Source organism: Alteromonas sp. ABH4_457, assembly GCF_056160625.1.
This window is the reverse complement of sequence record NZ_JBSWXN010000005.1, coordinates 187,763-201,506: the sequence shown is the minus strand read 5'-3', so window position 1 is coordinate 201,506 and position 13,744 is coordinate 187,763. Positions and strand designations below refer to the sequence as shown.

12 protein-coding genes and 1 tRNA gene are annotated in these 13,744 nt (G+C 49.4%); 8 read left to right on the top strand and 5 right to left on the bottom strand.

The annotated features are described in order from the left end of the window. Window positions 1-21 precede the first annotated feature (21 nt). Window positions 22-855 (bottom strand): CheR family methyltransferase, encoded by an 834-nt coding sequence (locus ACXAGR_RS13655; RefSeq protein WP_474851006.1) that lies wholly within the window; start codon window positions 853-855, stop codon window positions 22-24. A gap of 19 nt (window positions 856-874) precedes the next feature. Then, window positions 875-1,795, bottom strand: a complete 921-nt coding sequence (locus ACXAGR_RS13650; protein WP_474844621.1) for a chemotaxis protein CheV — start codon at window positions 1,793-1,795, stop codon at window positions 875-877. Between the two features lie 165 nt (window positions 1,796-1,960). Between ACXAGR_RS13650 and flgA the strand changes: the two genes are divergently transcribed. The 3 genes from flgA (at window position 1,961) to flgN (ending at window position 3,566) form a co-directional block, all read left to right on the top strand. Further along, complete coding sequence (gene flgA / locus ACXAGR_RS13645; protein WP_474851004.1) at window positions 1,961-2,695, top strand: flagellar basal body P-ring formation chaperone FlgA; 735 nt, start codon at window positions 1,961-1,963, stop codon at window positions 2,693-2,695. Window positions 2,696-2,788: 93 nt separating this feature from the next. After that, a complete protein-coding gene (gene flgM, locus ACXAGR_RS13640; protein ID WP_119500510.1) occupies window positions 2,789-3,124 on the top strand; it encodes a flagellar biosynthesis anti-sigma factor FlgM in 336 nt (111 codons plus the stop codon). Window positions 3,125-3,134: 10 nt separating this feature from the next. Continuing rightward, window positions 3,135-3,566 carry a flagellar export chaperone FlgN gene (gene flgN / locus ACXAGR_RS13635; protein ID WP_474851002.1) on the top strand — a complete coding sequence of 144 codons (432 nt, stop codon included), beginning with the start codon at window positions 3,135-3,137 and terminating at the stop codon, window positions 3,564-3,566. 78 nt (window positions 3,567-3,644) lie between these two features. Here the strand turns inward: flgN and ACXAGR_RS13630 are convergent, their stop codons facing one another. Beyond that, a complete protein-coding gene (locus ACXAGR_RS13630) occupies window positions 3,645-4,121 on the bottom strand; it encodes an LPP20 family lipoprotein (RefSeq protein ID WP_119500508.1) in 477 nt (158 codons plus the stop codon). A gap of 234 nt (window positions 4,122-4,355) precedes the next feature. On the opposite strand from ACXAGR_RS13630, the gene ACXAGR_RS13625 reads away from it, so the two are divergent. From ACXAGR_RS13625 to smrA, 3 genes are all read left to right on the top strand, one after another. Continuing rightward, window positions 4,356-5,531 (top strand): flagellar assembly protein T N-terminal domain-containing protein, encoded by a 1,176-nt coding sequence (locus ACXAGR_RS13625; RefSeq protein ID WP_474851000.1) that lies wholly within the window; start codon window positions 4,356-4,358, stop codon window positions 5,529-5,531. Window positions 5,532-5,616: 85 nt separating this feature from the next. Then, a tRNA-Arg gene (locus tag ACXAGR_RS13620) sits at window positions 5,617-5,691 on the top strand. Window positions 5,692-5,730: 39 nt separating this feature from the next. Continuing rightward, window positions 5,731-6,318, top strand: coding sequence for a DNA endonuclease SmrA (gene smrA / locus ACXAGR_RS13615; protein WP_474844618.1), 588 nt, complete (start codon window positions 5,731-5,733; stop codon window positions 6,316-6,318). A 1,018-nt stretch (window positions 6,319-7,336) separates the two neighbouring features. Here the strand turns inward: smrA and purL are convergent. Next, entirely contained in the window at window positions 7,337-11,233 is a 3,897-nt protein-coding gene (gene purL / locus ACXAGR_RS13610; protein WP_474850998.1) for a phosphoribosylformylglycinamidine synthase, read from the bottom strand. Window positions 11,234-11,447: 214 nt separating this feature from the next. Between purL and ACXAGR_RS13605 the strand changes: the two genes are divergently transcribed. Next, a complete protein-coding gene (locus ACXAGR_RS13605) occupies window positions 11,448-12,401 on the top strand; it encodes a membrane-bound lytic murein transglycosylase MltF (protein ID WP_474844616.1) in 954 nt (317 codons plus the stop codon). 275 nt (window positions 12,402-12,676) lie between these two features. On the opposite strand, the gene tadA is transcribed toward ACXAGR_RS13605, so the two are convergent. Beyond that, on the bottom strand, window positions 12,677-13,213 hold the full coding sequence (gene tadA, locus ACXAGR_RS13600) for a tRNA adenosine(34) deaminase TadA (protein ID WP_474844615.1): 537 nt from the start codon (window positions 13,211-13,213) through the stop codon (window positions 12,677-12,679). Window positions 13,214-13,508: 295 nt separating this feature from the next. On the opposite strand from tadA, the gene ACXAGR_RS13595 reads away from it, so the two are divergent. Next, window positions 13,509-13,742: a hypothetical protein gene (locus tag ACXAGR_RS13595; protein ID WP_119500502.1), complete on the top strand. Its 234-nt coding sequence runs from the start codon at window positions 13,509-13,511 to the stop codon at window positions 13,740-13,742. The last annotated feature ends 2 nt before the right edge of the window (window positions 13,743-13,744 follow it).

Sequence of the window (13,744 nt, the reverse complement as noted above, 5' to 3'; positions counted from 1 at the left end):
CCCGGGCGGGGCGTCAGGAGATTATTTATTTCTTTGATAGTAAAGGCCGGGATGGCACTTCACCATGGTAAAGTGAGATCCGGCTTCACCAATAGATTCGGAAGCGCCGAGGAACAAAATCCCCCCGGGCTGCATCTGGGCGGCAATTTGTTGCAGTATCTTTTGTTTCACATCTGCCGGAAAATAGATCAGTACATTACGGCAAAATACGATGTCAAAGCGACCCAGGGCCGTATAACTGTGCAGCAGATTCAGGCTTTTAAAAGAAACCATTCTGCGTACTTCCTCATTGACCTGAACCATCCCCTCACTGTTGGGAGAGAAATAGCGTTGACGGCGTTCTGCCGATAACCCGCGGGCCAGAGAAAGTTCGTCATACACACCTTTGTTACACTTCTCCAGCATGGCCGACGACAAATCTGTGCCGGTAATTTCCACACCTGCTCTTAAAGCGCCGGGTTTTTGCCGCTGAAATTCCAGTACTGACATAGCGATGGAGTACGGCTCCTGTCCTGAGGAACAGGCAGCACTCCAGATCCGCAACCGGCGATTTTCACTGGCGTACTGCGGCAAGATATTATTAATAAGTAACTCGTAGGGATAATTATCACGAAACCAGAGAGTTTCATTGGTGGTCATGGCATCCAGAACGGATTGCAACAAATTACGGTTTCCACCCCGTACCACAGCTGCAATCAGTCCGTCCAGGCTGTCGTAGTCGTATTCGTACATCAAAGACGACAAGCGGCTACGGACAAGATATTGCTTGTTGTCGCCTAATGAAATGCCACACTGTTGCTGCAGAAAAGTTCCGAATTGACGGTAACTGTCGGCAGACACTTCTTTATTTTTCAAGCTTCCCTGGCCTCGTCAATCAATTAGACAACCATTTACCTACAGCAGTAGCAAGTTCATCAGGATGGAATTTTGCAATGAAATCATCGGCACCGACTTTTTGCACCATCGCCTGATTGAATACCCCGCTTAATGACGTGTGAAGAACCACTTTTAATTTCTGCAATTCGGGGGTGTTTTTAATTTCAGCCGTCAGTGTGTATCCGTCCATTTCCGGCATTTCTATATCGGAAACCAGTACGCCCACTTTATCTGTAACGTCGCCGGTTTCAGCAGCAATCTCTTTGAGACGGTTCAATGCTTCCAGGCCATTCTTAGCCAGCTCCATTTTCAGTCCCAGTGCCGTCAGCGCTTTTTTCACCTGACTGCGGGCAACTGAAGAGTCATCGGCAATGAATATAATCTTATCTTCCTGAGCAGTGGTATCCAGCCCGGCGATAACATCTTTACTAACCTCGGCTTTGAGGGGAGAAATTTCGTTAAGAATTTTTTCTACGTCCAGAATTTCCACCAGCTCTTTATCCACTTCCGTAACGGCAGTAAGATAACTGGCGCGACCCGTCCCCTGCGGCGGTGGCATAATGGCATCCCAGTTCGTATTGATAATGCGTTCAACCGCGCCAACCAGAAAGCCCTGTACTGAGCGGTTGTACTCTGCAATAACGATAAACGCTGTTTCGAGGTTTTCAATCCGTCTGCCGCCTGTTGCCATGCTCAGGTCGATGACAGAAATGGTTTGCCCGCGGATATGCGCAATTCCCCGTACCAGTGAATTCAATTTAGGCATTGCTGTCAATGGCGGGCACTGCAGTACCTCCCGCACTTTGAACACGTTAATACCAAAGCGCTGACGGCCGTTGAGTCTGAACAACAGTAGCTCCAGCCTATTCTGCCCCACTAACTGCGTGCGCTGGTTAACGGAATCAAGAATGCCTGACATACATCACCTCTAATTTAAATTGGGCACGAACATTGCGTTTCACCATATCACTTAATGTTTAAAAACAGAATCGCCAAAAAAGTGACACTTTAACCATTACGAATCTAAGGGTTCTGCTTTTAATCATAGTCAAAATACAATGAACTGAACACGAAAAAAGTCATCATGCAGAAAAAGTTATCGAAATTATTGCAGAAATCTTTAAGCAGGCCGCTGATGGTTATGTTGCTGATGATGCTAAACATAGCCAGTATTCCGGCATTTGCCCAATCTTCAGCGCAGATGCGGGAAAAAATTCAGCAGGAAGCTCAGGCTTATCTGTTAAGCGCTATTGGGGACGCTCACGGCGACGATAATATTCAGGTAAGTATTGTGCCAGTTGATGACCGCATTCAGATCCCAGCCTGCCATACGCCTTTTCAGTATCACGCAGACAGCAGCGCCCTCACCCAGTCCTATATTTCAGTAAGAGTGAGTTGCGGCAACAATGACTGGTATCTGTTTACCAACGCACGGGTTGCGCGGACCCGCACGGTGGTGGTGACCTCCGGTCTTATCAGTCCTGGCACAGTGCTGACATCAGCAAACCTGAAGCTGGCTGAAGTAGACATTAACCAGTTACGGCACACCAGTTATATGTCGCAAAAGGAGCTTATCGGCGCGAGAATGAAAAGACGGGTCCGTGACGGCCAGCCTGTACAGGCAAATATGCTATGCTTTGTCTGTAAAGGTGATCGCATCACCATCCGTGCTCAGGCCGCGGGAATGCAGGTGAAAACGGCCGGCATCGCTAGACAGGACGGGGTAATAGGCGATAGTATTCAGGTAGTTAACGCATCGTCGAAAAAGACGCTTATCGCTGAAGTTGCCAGCACGCAAACAGTGGTTGTGAATTTATAGCCTCAAACAGTAAAAAACACTGAAAAAAGGTTAAAGATGCGCCAGTTCAGGCCGATAACGTGTATGAGGTGTTATTGGTAGTGGAAAAAATTTATGGCAATCAACAATGTTAACAATGGAACCCCTAAGGCGCCCATTGACAATGCAAAGCTGAATAATCAGCAGGCACAGACACAAACGGCGCAGCAACAGGAAGCTGCGGCGAAAAATACACAGACTACGGCTCCGCGCCAGGACTCTGTCTCACTGACTCAGTCTGCCCAGCAGTTAAGTCAGGTACAGAAGAAAGGCACTGAGGCGCCGGTCAATCAGGAAAAGGTCGACAAACTGAAGAAAGCCATTCAAAGTGGTGAGTATAAAATCGACCCGGATTCCCTGGCGCAGAAAATCGCACGGTTAGAAGCGCAGGTTTTTGGCATTAAATCGTAGAGAGTAATTTATGTCGCAGTCACTGGAACAGGCACTGGAGCAACAGATCGCAAACTTAACGCATCTGGCGACTTTGCTTGAACAGGAATTGCACCTGATCAGCTCCCGGGATGCTGAGGCATTGATGAATCTGCTCAAGGATAAAGAGCAAACCCTCGATACCATTCAGCAAAGTGATATTGCTATCAGTAAGCAATACACTGCACTTACAGCGGAAAAAACAGCGCCAGACGATGTTACCGCCTTGATTGCCCAGGCCAAAAAGCTTCTCGAAGAGTGTCAGTACCGTACATCAGTTAATCAAAAAGCCGTTGAACAGGGTCAGCTCAGGTTGACCCACCTGCGTAATTTAATGCTGGAAGTCCGCGCCAAAGAATCTCTGACCTACGATAAAAGCGGAAAGCCGAAAGGCTCCGGACTAGGCAGAGGCGTGAGCGCCTGATAACAGTGACAAGTACCAAAAAGCCCGTGAAAACGGGCTTTTTTGCTTTTTGCAGAAGACCGGAGCCAGTAAACCGGCTCAGTAATAAGTAACGTCTCTAATCCTTTTAGGCTTAGCGGTTGTCAGGTAAATATCGTACACCTTACGCATGTCCAGCTCTAACTCAGTAGCGTAAGTATCCTCGCCCACCGGATAACTTTTTATCACCCTCGCGCCGCGGATCACGCCTTCAACAGATGCTTTTAATTGTGAATCCTGCATCACCATGTTCGCCACCGACTGAGAACCATTCAGTCGCTGACCGTATACCTGCTCAGCCAGTTCGCGGTAGGCATCCAGCTTTGATGCTTTCATTGCCATCAGGGAGCGGTCATTTTCCGTCTGACCCATTTGCTGCGCAACCGGTGCATATCCTATCGCTGTCAGCACGGGGTAACTTTCCGGCTCCACCACTTCCCACTCAACATGCTTATCAATAAGCCCTGAGCAACCACCCAGCAGTAATACCAGACTGACGCCTGTCGCTCTTGCTGATCGCAGGATAATAGATTGCATAACCCACCTGTAGTTCTTAATCAGTTTGCTGAATGTCGCTGAACACCATTGTTCTGCATCCACAGCAGATTTTTTCTGTTACCCGTTTCCAGCAATAACCGTGCCCTGATGTTCTGCGCCATTTTTCAGACGCAATTTCAGGAACGTTTTTTGCTCTTGTCTTTGCACATAAAGCCGGAAACGCTGCTTTGCCAGCGGTTCTGCTTCATTTTAAATATGATTGCGGTGATAAAGATGACTCGAATTGACAATTTGCTCCGGCCAGCGGGGATTAAACTGTTTCTTACAGGGCTATTTTTATTACTGTCGTGGCAAACTTCTGCCGCCTGGTATGAAGCCAGAGGACAGGCACTCATCCAGGGCGGAGATAAAATTGCCGCCAAAGCAAAGGCCACCGAAGAGGCGATCAGACAGGCAATGATTTTTGCCGGCGCTTCTGTGCAAAGTGTTCAGATGCTGACCAACGGACTGTTGCAGGAAGACAGGCTTCAAATCAGTGCCAGCGGAGAAGTGAACAACCTTGAGCTTATTGATGAGAAATGGCACAGCGATTATGTGACAGTAACCATTCGGGCAGACATTTTCCCGCAAACCGCCTCATGCAGTGCTGCTGACTTTCAAAAGACTCTGGTCACCACCTGGTTTCCTATCGAACACCGGACGCAGGCACAGGACGGACAAATCCACGATTTGTCCGAACAGGCACCGAGACACCTCCAGCAATTATTTAAAGCCCGCTCTGAATTAACTTCACTGGCTCAGATAGTGCCCTACACTGTCAGATGGAACCGCGCTAATGTGCTGGCTCAGGCACCTGACCTGGCCCGACAGAGCCGCTCACAATACATTCTGGCAGCAACCATCACAGATTTGAGTATGTTGCGTCCCGCCCACTCTTCACTGGCATTCTGGAAGGATGATGATGCATTGCGTCAGTTCTCCCTCGATGTTTCTCTGGTAGACGGTATGAACGGTGCCGTACTCATGCAGAAAAATTATGCTACCGAAGCCGTGTGGGAATTCGATCAGTTCTCACAGATTGATGTCAGCAGCTACCGGTTCTGGCAAAGTGAATACGGCAAAGCCGTCAACCGGTTGTTCACCGGCGTGGTAGAAGACATTGATGATATGCTCACCTGTCAGCCAGCTACCGGCCGGGTACTGGCCGTCAGAGGCGATGTCTTGCAGGTATCCATTGGCCGCAGCCATGGTATTCAACCCGGTGACGAACTCACCGTCTATAAAACCAGCCAGGTGCGCGATCCGCAGGGCATGACATTTTTGCAATATAACCTTTATCCCGTGAAAGTGCGGGTAACCAGCGCATCCGTTGACAGCGCCACGGTTGAAGCGGTTGACGGAGGAATTCTTGCCAATATCCAGCCCAATGATTTTGTAGCCAGACGATAGAAAACACAGTAAATCAGAGAATTGCGGGTTCAACTTCCATTCAGGATAGCTATAATAGCGGTTCTCCGGCAGTTCAGGACCGGATGTCCCTATAGTTTAATGGATAAAACAAGGCCCTCCTAAGGCTTAGATGTTGGTTCGATTCCAGCTAGGGACGCCATAGCGTTAAGCGACATATTCTTTGTGTTCGAGGTCAGCCATGCACCACCAGTTCGACGATGATGATTTACGTTCTTTCATGGAAGAGATGGGCGATGTACAACGGATAACTACAGACGACAAAGTATTCAATCACGACGCACAGGACAGCCTTGCGAAAAAGGCCAAAAGAGCCGCACTGGCCAAAGATAATCCGGACATATTCAATCCCCTCAGTATGGAAAACGTGAAACCCGTCAAACCCGACGATTTCATTGCTTTTCAACAACCCGGCATTCAGGACGGCGTGTTTAAGAACTTACGGCTGGGTAAGTATGAACTTGAACAGCGTATATCCCTTAAAAACCTGACCCTCGCTGAATCCAGAGACTTACTTTACAAGCAACTCAAAAACGCCCATGAACGGGGCACACGCGCTCTGCTTGTTCAGCATGGCAAAGGCGAAAACAGTAAACCGCTTCCGGCAATGAAAAAAAGCTACGTAAACCACTGGCTCGCCGAACTGGATTTCGTCATCGCGTGGCATACCGCACAACCCGGTCATGGCGGTTTCGGCGCAACTTATGTATTGCTGAAAAAACATCCGCAACAAAAGTTAATAAACCGCGAAAAAAATAGAAAAAGATAAAGTGGAAAAATTGCGATAGTGATCTATGTTTAAAGACCGGCCGTTAAATGATATATGTGGCGGTTTTGAGATGTGTTTCAGGTGTTGCGTTTGCACCGAAAATCATTTTTGAGTTTACGAAATTGACTACACCAGAAGTTTTTGAAGACAGTACTAACCCACTCCGCAATGCGAAGAGAGCACTGTTAACTGACCCTGCGACTAAACAGCAATCAGATTGATTGCGAGCGCTTTTCGCTCACTTTTAATTCTGCGGAACTTGCGGAAGAACTGAATACAGCGGTCAGAATCATAAACAAGACTGCGACAGCGACACCGGTTAAACCGAACCCCTTACCAGAACGATACATATTCGTCTCTTATTATCTAACGTTAACTGCGGATCCCTAACGATCCTAACCAAACAACCCGCTTCCGTTGCTACCTTTTATAAGTCTTCCTGACACGCCTAATGTAAAACAGTGTTTTACAGATCACAAGAGATCGGTTCAAAAATTTGACACTGAAACAACTTATTTTTGGCGCTCAGTATATGCAGACCACGTCCGGTTAAAATTGTTCCGGAAAATGTAAAAATTAATCAATTTCCGTAAATCTTTGTAACTGAGCAGGAATGGGTATGGAGATGCGGCTTCCGCAAACAGCGAGTGCGGCCGGTTTCGAAAACTGAAAAGGCTGAAGATGTCAGCTTCCGCAACCAGCGAGTGCGGCCGGTTTCGAAAACTGAAAAGGCTGAAGATGTCAGCTTCCGCAACCAGCGAGTGCGGAAGCGACTCAAGTGCTGAACAGGTTGACTAACCAGCGCTCGCACAAAAAAAGAGGGGCTGCGTTTTAAAAACCGTTTTGGCAGGATTTGAAACCTGAAAAGGCTGGAGATTGAAGATTTCGCAGAACGGATTCCGTTGCAAAAGTTAAAAACCGTCAGCCGCAGGGAAGCGGCTGCCGAGCCCCCAGGGATGGGTTTACGGCGTGTTTTTAACTTGCAACGGTCTCCGTTCGTCAGCGAAATCGAAAACTACTAGCCGACGAAAACGCGGGCGTTGCGGAAGATGCGCATCCACGCGCCGTCTTCCTGCCAGTCGTCCGGGCGCCAGGAGTTCGCTACAGTACGGAATACACGTTCCGGGTGAGGCATCATAATCGTTGCCCGACCATCAGCAGATGTCAGACCCGTGATACCCGCCGGAGAGCCGTTCGGGTTCGCAGGATAGGTATCTGCTACCTGACCGTAGTTGTTCACGTAACGCAGGGCTACCTGATTCGCGCTCTGTACCGCACTCAGTGCGTCAGCAGAGGCAAACTCAGCCTGACCTTCACCGTGGGATACCGCGATCGGCATCATTGAGCCTTTCATGCCCTGCAGCAGCACAGAGTTTGACTCTGTTACTTCTACCATGGCAACACGGGCTTCGAAGCGCTCAGACACGTTAGTCACAAAGTGTGGCCAGTTTTCTGTGCCAGGGATCAAGGATTTCAGGTTTGACAGCATCTGACAACCGTTACATACACCCAAGCTGAACGTATCATTGCGGTTAAAGAAAGCAGCAAACTGGTCACGGGCTTGGGCATTGAACAGAATCGACTTCGCCCAGCCTTCACCGGCACCCAGTACGTCACCGTAAGAGAAACCACCACAAGCCGCCAGACCTTTGAAGTTGTCCAGAGACACACGGCCGCTCAGTACATCACTCATGTGCACGTCGATAGCGGTAAAGCCAGCACGGGTAAATGCCGCTGCCATTTCCAGATGAGAGTTAACGCCCTGCTCACGCAGAATCGCTACTTCAGGCTTAACACCTTTAGCAATATAAGGCGCAGCAACGTCTTCAGTAACATTATAGCTCAGCTTCGCGCTCAGACCCGGATCTGCCGCATCCTGCTTGGCAGCGTGCTCTTCGTCAGCACATTTCGGGTTATCACGGAGGCTTTGCATGTTATGTGTGGTTTCTGCCCACATGGTACGCAGGTTCACGCGGGTGTCGGTCAGTACTGCAACATCACCACGGTTGAACTCAACCATGTCTGTCGCATTCAGCGTACCAATATCGTGTAACAGCGCGCCCAGACCGTGAGCTTCAGCAATCGCTGTCACAGCTTCAACATCGCTTTCTGCTACCTGAATAACCGCACCTAATTCTTCGTTAAACAGTACCGCTAAGTCATCGTCAGCCAGACCATCAAGAGAAACGGTTACACCGGTCTTACCGGCAAAGGTCATTTCAGCAACGGTTGTAAACAGACCGCCGTCAGAACGGTCGTGGTACGCGATAACCAGTTCTTTTTCTACCATCGCCTGTACAGCGTTGTAGAAACCAAGCAGGGTTTCAGCGTTGTCCACATCAGCCGGTTTGTCGGCCAGTTGCTGATACACCTGTGCCAGACAGCTTGCACCCAGACGGTTCTGACCCGCGCCTAAGTCAATCAGCATCAGGCGGGTTGCGCCTTTATCTGTACGCAGTTGTGGCGTTAGCGTTTTACGAATGTCTTTTACTGCACCAAATGCCGTGATCACCAGTGACAACGGAGACGTTACTGCCTTGTCAGCACCATCGTCGTCCTGCCATGCCGTTTTCATCGACATGGAGTCTTTGCCCACCGGAATCGTCAGGCCCAGCGCCGGACACAGTTCTTCACCTACCGCTTTTACGGCTTCGTAAAGACCCGCATCCTCGCCCGGGTGACCGGCAGCAGCCATCCAGTTCGCAGACAGTTTGATACGCTTGATATCACCAATGTTTGATGCAGCAATGTTAGTCAGTGCTTCCCCCACTGCCAGACGGGCAGATGCTCCGTGAGACAGCAGTGCTACAGGCGTACGCTCACCCATAGACATGGCTTCACCATGATAGGTGTCAAACGCACTGGCGGTAACTGCAACGTCAGCCACCGGTACCTGCCACGGCCCCACCATCTGGTCACGTGAGACCAGACCGGTTACTGAGCGGTCACCAATGGTAATAAGGAAGGTTTTTTCAGCGACTGTTGGCAGACGCAGCAGTCGCTGAGCCGCATCAGCCAGCGTGATGTCTTCACGCTTCAGCGCTTCCGGCGCAACCGTTGCTGATTGTACATCACGATGCATTTTAGGCGGCTTGCCTAACAGTACATCCAGTGGCATATCAATCGGTTGGTTATCGAAGTCGGCATCGTGTAATGACAAGTGCTGTTCTTCAGTAGCCTCACCCACTACCGCAAACGGGGCACGCTCACGGGCACAAATCGCCGCAAATTTTTCCAGGTTCTCAGGGGCGACAGACAGTACATAACGTTCCTGCGATTCGTTACACCACAGTTCCAGTGGCGTCATGCCCGCTTCGTCGGCGAGCACGTCACGCAGTTCGAATTTACCGCCACGACCACCGTCGTTAACCAGTTCAGGCAATGCGTTAGACAGACCGCCCGCACCCACATCGTGGATAAACTGGATCGGGTTGCTGTCACCCAACTGCCAGCAGGCATCAATAACTTCCTGACAGCGACGCTCCATTTCAGGGTTGTCACGCTGTACAGAAGCAAAATCCAGATCTTCGTTAGACTGACCGGACGCCATAGAAGACGCCGCGCCGCCACCGAGACCGATATTCATTGCCGGGCCACCCAGCACGATAAGTTTCGCGCCAACGGTGATTTCGCCTTTTTCGATATGGGATTTACGGATGTTACCCAATCCACCGGCCAGCATGATCGGTTTATGGTAACCACGCACTTCCACACCGTTGAAGCTGGACACTTCCTGCTCATAAGTACGGAAATAACCTAACAGGTTAGGACGACCGAATTCGTTGTTAAACGCCGCGCCACCCAGCGGGCCTTCAATCATAATATCCAGCGCGCTGACAATACGCTGTGGTTTGCCATAGCTGATTTCCCATGGCTGCTCAGCACCCGGAATGCGCAGGTTAGACACGGTAAAGCCAACCAGACCGGCTTTAGGCTTAGAACCACGGCCTGTTGCACCTTCGTCACGGATTTCACCACCAGAACCGGTAGCGGCACCCGGGAACGGCGATATGGCTGTTGGGTGGTTGTGGGTTTCCACCTTCATCAGAATGTCGATATCTTCATGATGATATTCGTACTGATGCGACTGCGGGTCAGGGAAGAAACGACCCGCCTGCCAGCCTTCCATCACAGCTGCGTTATCTTTATACGCAGAGTGAACAAATTCAGGGTGGGTTTCGAAGGTGTTTTTAATCATTTTGAACAGGGACTTGTCCTGCTCTACGCCATCAATAGTCCAGCTGGCGTTAAAAATCTTATGCCGGCAGTGCTCAGAGTTGGCCTGCGCGAACATGTACAGCTCAACATCGTTAGGGTTACGGCCTAGACGGGTAAAGCTGTCAAACAGGTAATCAATTTCATCGTCGGCAAGAGCCAGACCCAGACTGATATTCGCATCAACCAGTGCCTGTTTGCCGCTTCCCAGCACGTCCACCGAGGTAAAGCTCTGGCCTTCGGCATGTTCAAACAATACTGATGCGCTTTCCGGCGCAGCAAACACTGATTCAGTCATGCGATCATGCAGTTCTGCTGCCACCAGCGATTTATCGGCATCTGTCAGCTCACCATTTACGTCAACATAATACGCACAACCACGCTCAATGCGGTCGATAGCCGTCAGGCCGCAGTTTTGTGCAATGTTAGTGGCTTTAGATGACCACGGAGAAATGGTGCCGGGACGGGGAGTGACAAAAAAGCACTCTCCCTGAGGCGCTTTCGCCTGAGTTTTCGGACCGTAAGTCAGCAATTTGTCGAGAACCTGACGGGCATCGTCAGTTAACGTGCCGGTTGTGTCCACAAGGTGAACAAACTCAGCGTAAATGCCATTCACAGTAATACCGGATTGACCCAGCCTTTCAATAAGTTTAGTTTGTCTGAATTCAGACAGTGCGGGAGCGCCTCTTAGGACCAACATATCGTTTTACCTGATTGTTTGGAAACAGCGTCTGACAGCTCAAACGCTATCTCTTGGATGCACGGGGATTTCGGCGCGGATTATAGAGGAATTCCGCCCACTTGATAACCTACATTCAAAACAAGTTTAGTTTTTTTTCGATTTTCAACCAAAGGTAATACCACTAACCGTGTCGAGTAAGATGTCTTTTCTCCTGTCTGTCCCCCTGACAGTAATGTTACGTTCCGTTACCGGTTTGATGTTAGTTCTGACCGTTGCCGCCTGCAGCGAACCTGAATTACCCAATCACCTTCGTTCTGTTAAGGAAGCCGGTAAGCTGACAGCAGGCATTGAGTATGCACCTTCACGTTATGAATATGGCCCGCAGGGTCCCCGCGGGTTTGACTACACACTGATCGCCGGATTCGCTGATTACCTTGGCGTTGAACTGGCACTTATCCCCTATTACGACGACCACAGTCTGAACGCTGCTCTGGCCGGCTCAGATATCGATTTGATTGTGAGCAGTGATGCCGGCGCGCAGGCATTGTCAGCAGATATGATTACCGGACCGGCGTATGCCGGCACCGCCTGGGCATTCTCTGCCCGCCTTGATGACTCTCTTCGCAGTGCAGTCTTTGATTACTTTGCGACGCTCAGGCAACAACGTGTGGTTGCCAAAATGCAGAATGAATGGCTGACGCCGGCGGCTCCGCTGCAAGAGGCAGATATTCCGGCATTCATTCTTGCGGCTGCCGGAAAAATAACTGCTCTCAAAGAGCAATTCAGTGCTTATGACAGCGATGCAAAGTGGACTTTGCTGGCAGCTTTCGCCTGGCAATTAAATCAGTGGGAAGATGCCGGTGAAACCGCCGGCGCAGTAGAGCAACTGCTTATACTGCATGAGAAAATCCCGTCACGGATCCCGACTGCGGAGAGGATGATGATGACCCTTGCAGCGTGGCGCACGGGGCTGACACATCTTGAGGATTGCCGGGAACTGACATCCCGCCAGGGCGGCAATAATGATCGCTGGCTGGACGTGAAACAGCGCTATCCATTGCTGGCCGTTAAGGACGTTTACCGTCACCTTGATTATGGCTACGCAGACGGTGCAGATACCGTGAGATTTACAGAAAATATTCAGCAGTACGCAACAACGTTGGAAACACTGTCTGAAAAAGATTGAAAATTGTCATAAAGCCTTCATGTTATACCGGTAGAACGGCATGAGGCATAAGAACAATGCCACCCTGAATACGTTCTCCTTACACATTTAAGGATGAGGAGGGTTTATGAGAAGACAAAAAGCAATAAAGGCAAAGAAAATTTTGAAAAGTAATAACCGCAGAAAATTAATGATTAAACGTGCCCATCAACGGGTCCTTCAACGCCGCCGTCATTTTATGACTCATGAAATGTTCGCGAAAAGTCCGGAGTCAGCCTGCCAGTAGCAGTTCCGGACTACGCCTTTCCCTTTCCCCCGCACTCTTCTGCCCGGGTCGCTCTGGCCAATAACTTGGCAGCCTTGATTTCAGCCCGGCGACGCCGGAAAAATGCAGACAATTTTTCTCCGCAAATGTCAGCCAGCACCCCTCCGGTGATATCACACTGGTGATTAAGCTCCGGATGTTGCAACAATTGCATCACTGATCCCGCAGCACCGGTTTTTAAATCACTGGCACCGAATACCACTCTGGCGATCCGTGCGTGCACCAGCATTCCGGCACACATAGCACAGGGCTCAAGAGTGACGTAAAGGGTTGCACCGGTAACCCGGTAATTTTCTATATGGCTGGCGGCTGCACGTACAGCCAGCATTTCCGCATGAGCGGCGGGATCATGGTCTCTAACCGGAGAATTCCAGCCTTCTCCGATGATCTTTCCGTCTGCAACGACTATCGCGCCCACCGGTACTTCGTTAATTGCTTCAGCTTTATCAGCACGAAGCAACGCCTGCTGCATCCAGTGTTCATCACTGAATAATTCTTCATTACTCATTGGTTATTTTGACCAAACTTTTGGTTATTTCGACTAAAGGAATACAGTACACGGTATAGTAAAAATCATAACCAATTGAAATATAATGATTTACCAAACTGGTCACGATCTTGCGTACTCTTAATTATAATACAGCAAAAGCACGGTTAAAGCGGGTCTGTATGCAAAAATTCAGACTGTTGAAAAACACAATGTTACGATTTAAATTGTACAAAAAGGTTATAAAACAGGCTGAATTAACGACAAAATGCCCGTAAGCCGTTACACTAAAATTTTACTTTGTTGAGGGAACAAAATGAATACAACCGCCGTTGTCATTGTTGCAATCTGTGCCTGGGCACTGGTCTCTATCGTCACTGCAGCGAAAGACAAGAGTAAATCGAAAAAAGATATCCGTAGTGATAAAGCCATGGAAGCCGAAATCGCGGCACTACGGGAACGCGTTGAAGTACTGGAAAAAATCGTCACCGAAGAAAATTACGATCTGAAAAAGCAATTTAAAGATCTGGAGAGCGGTAAAGTCGCATAACG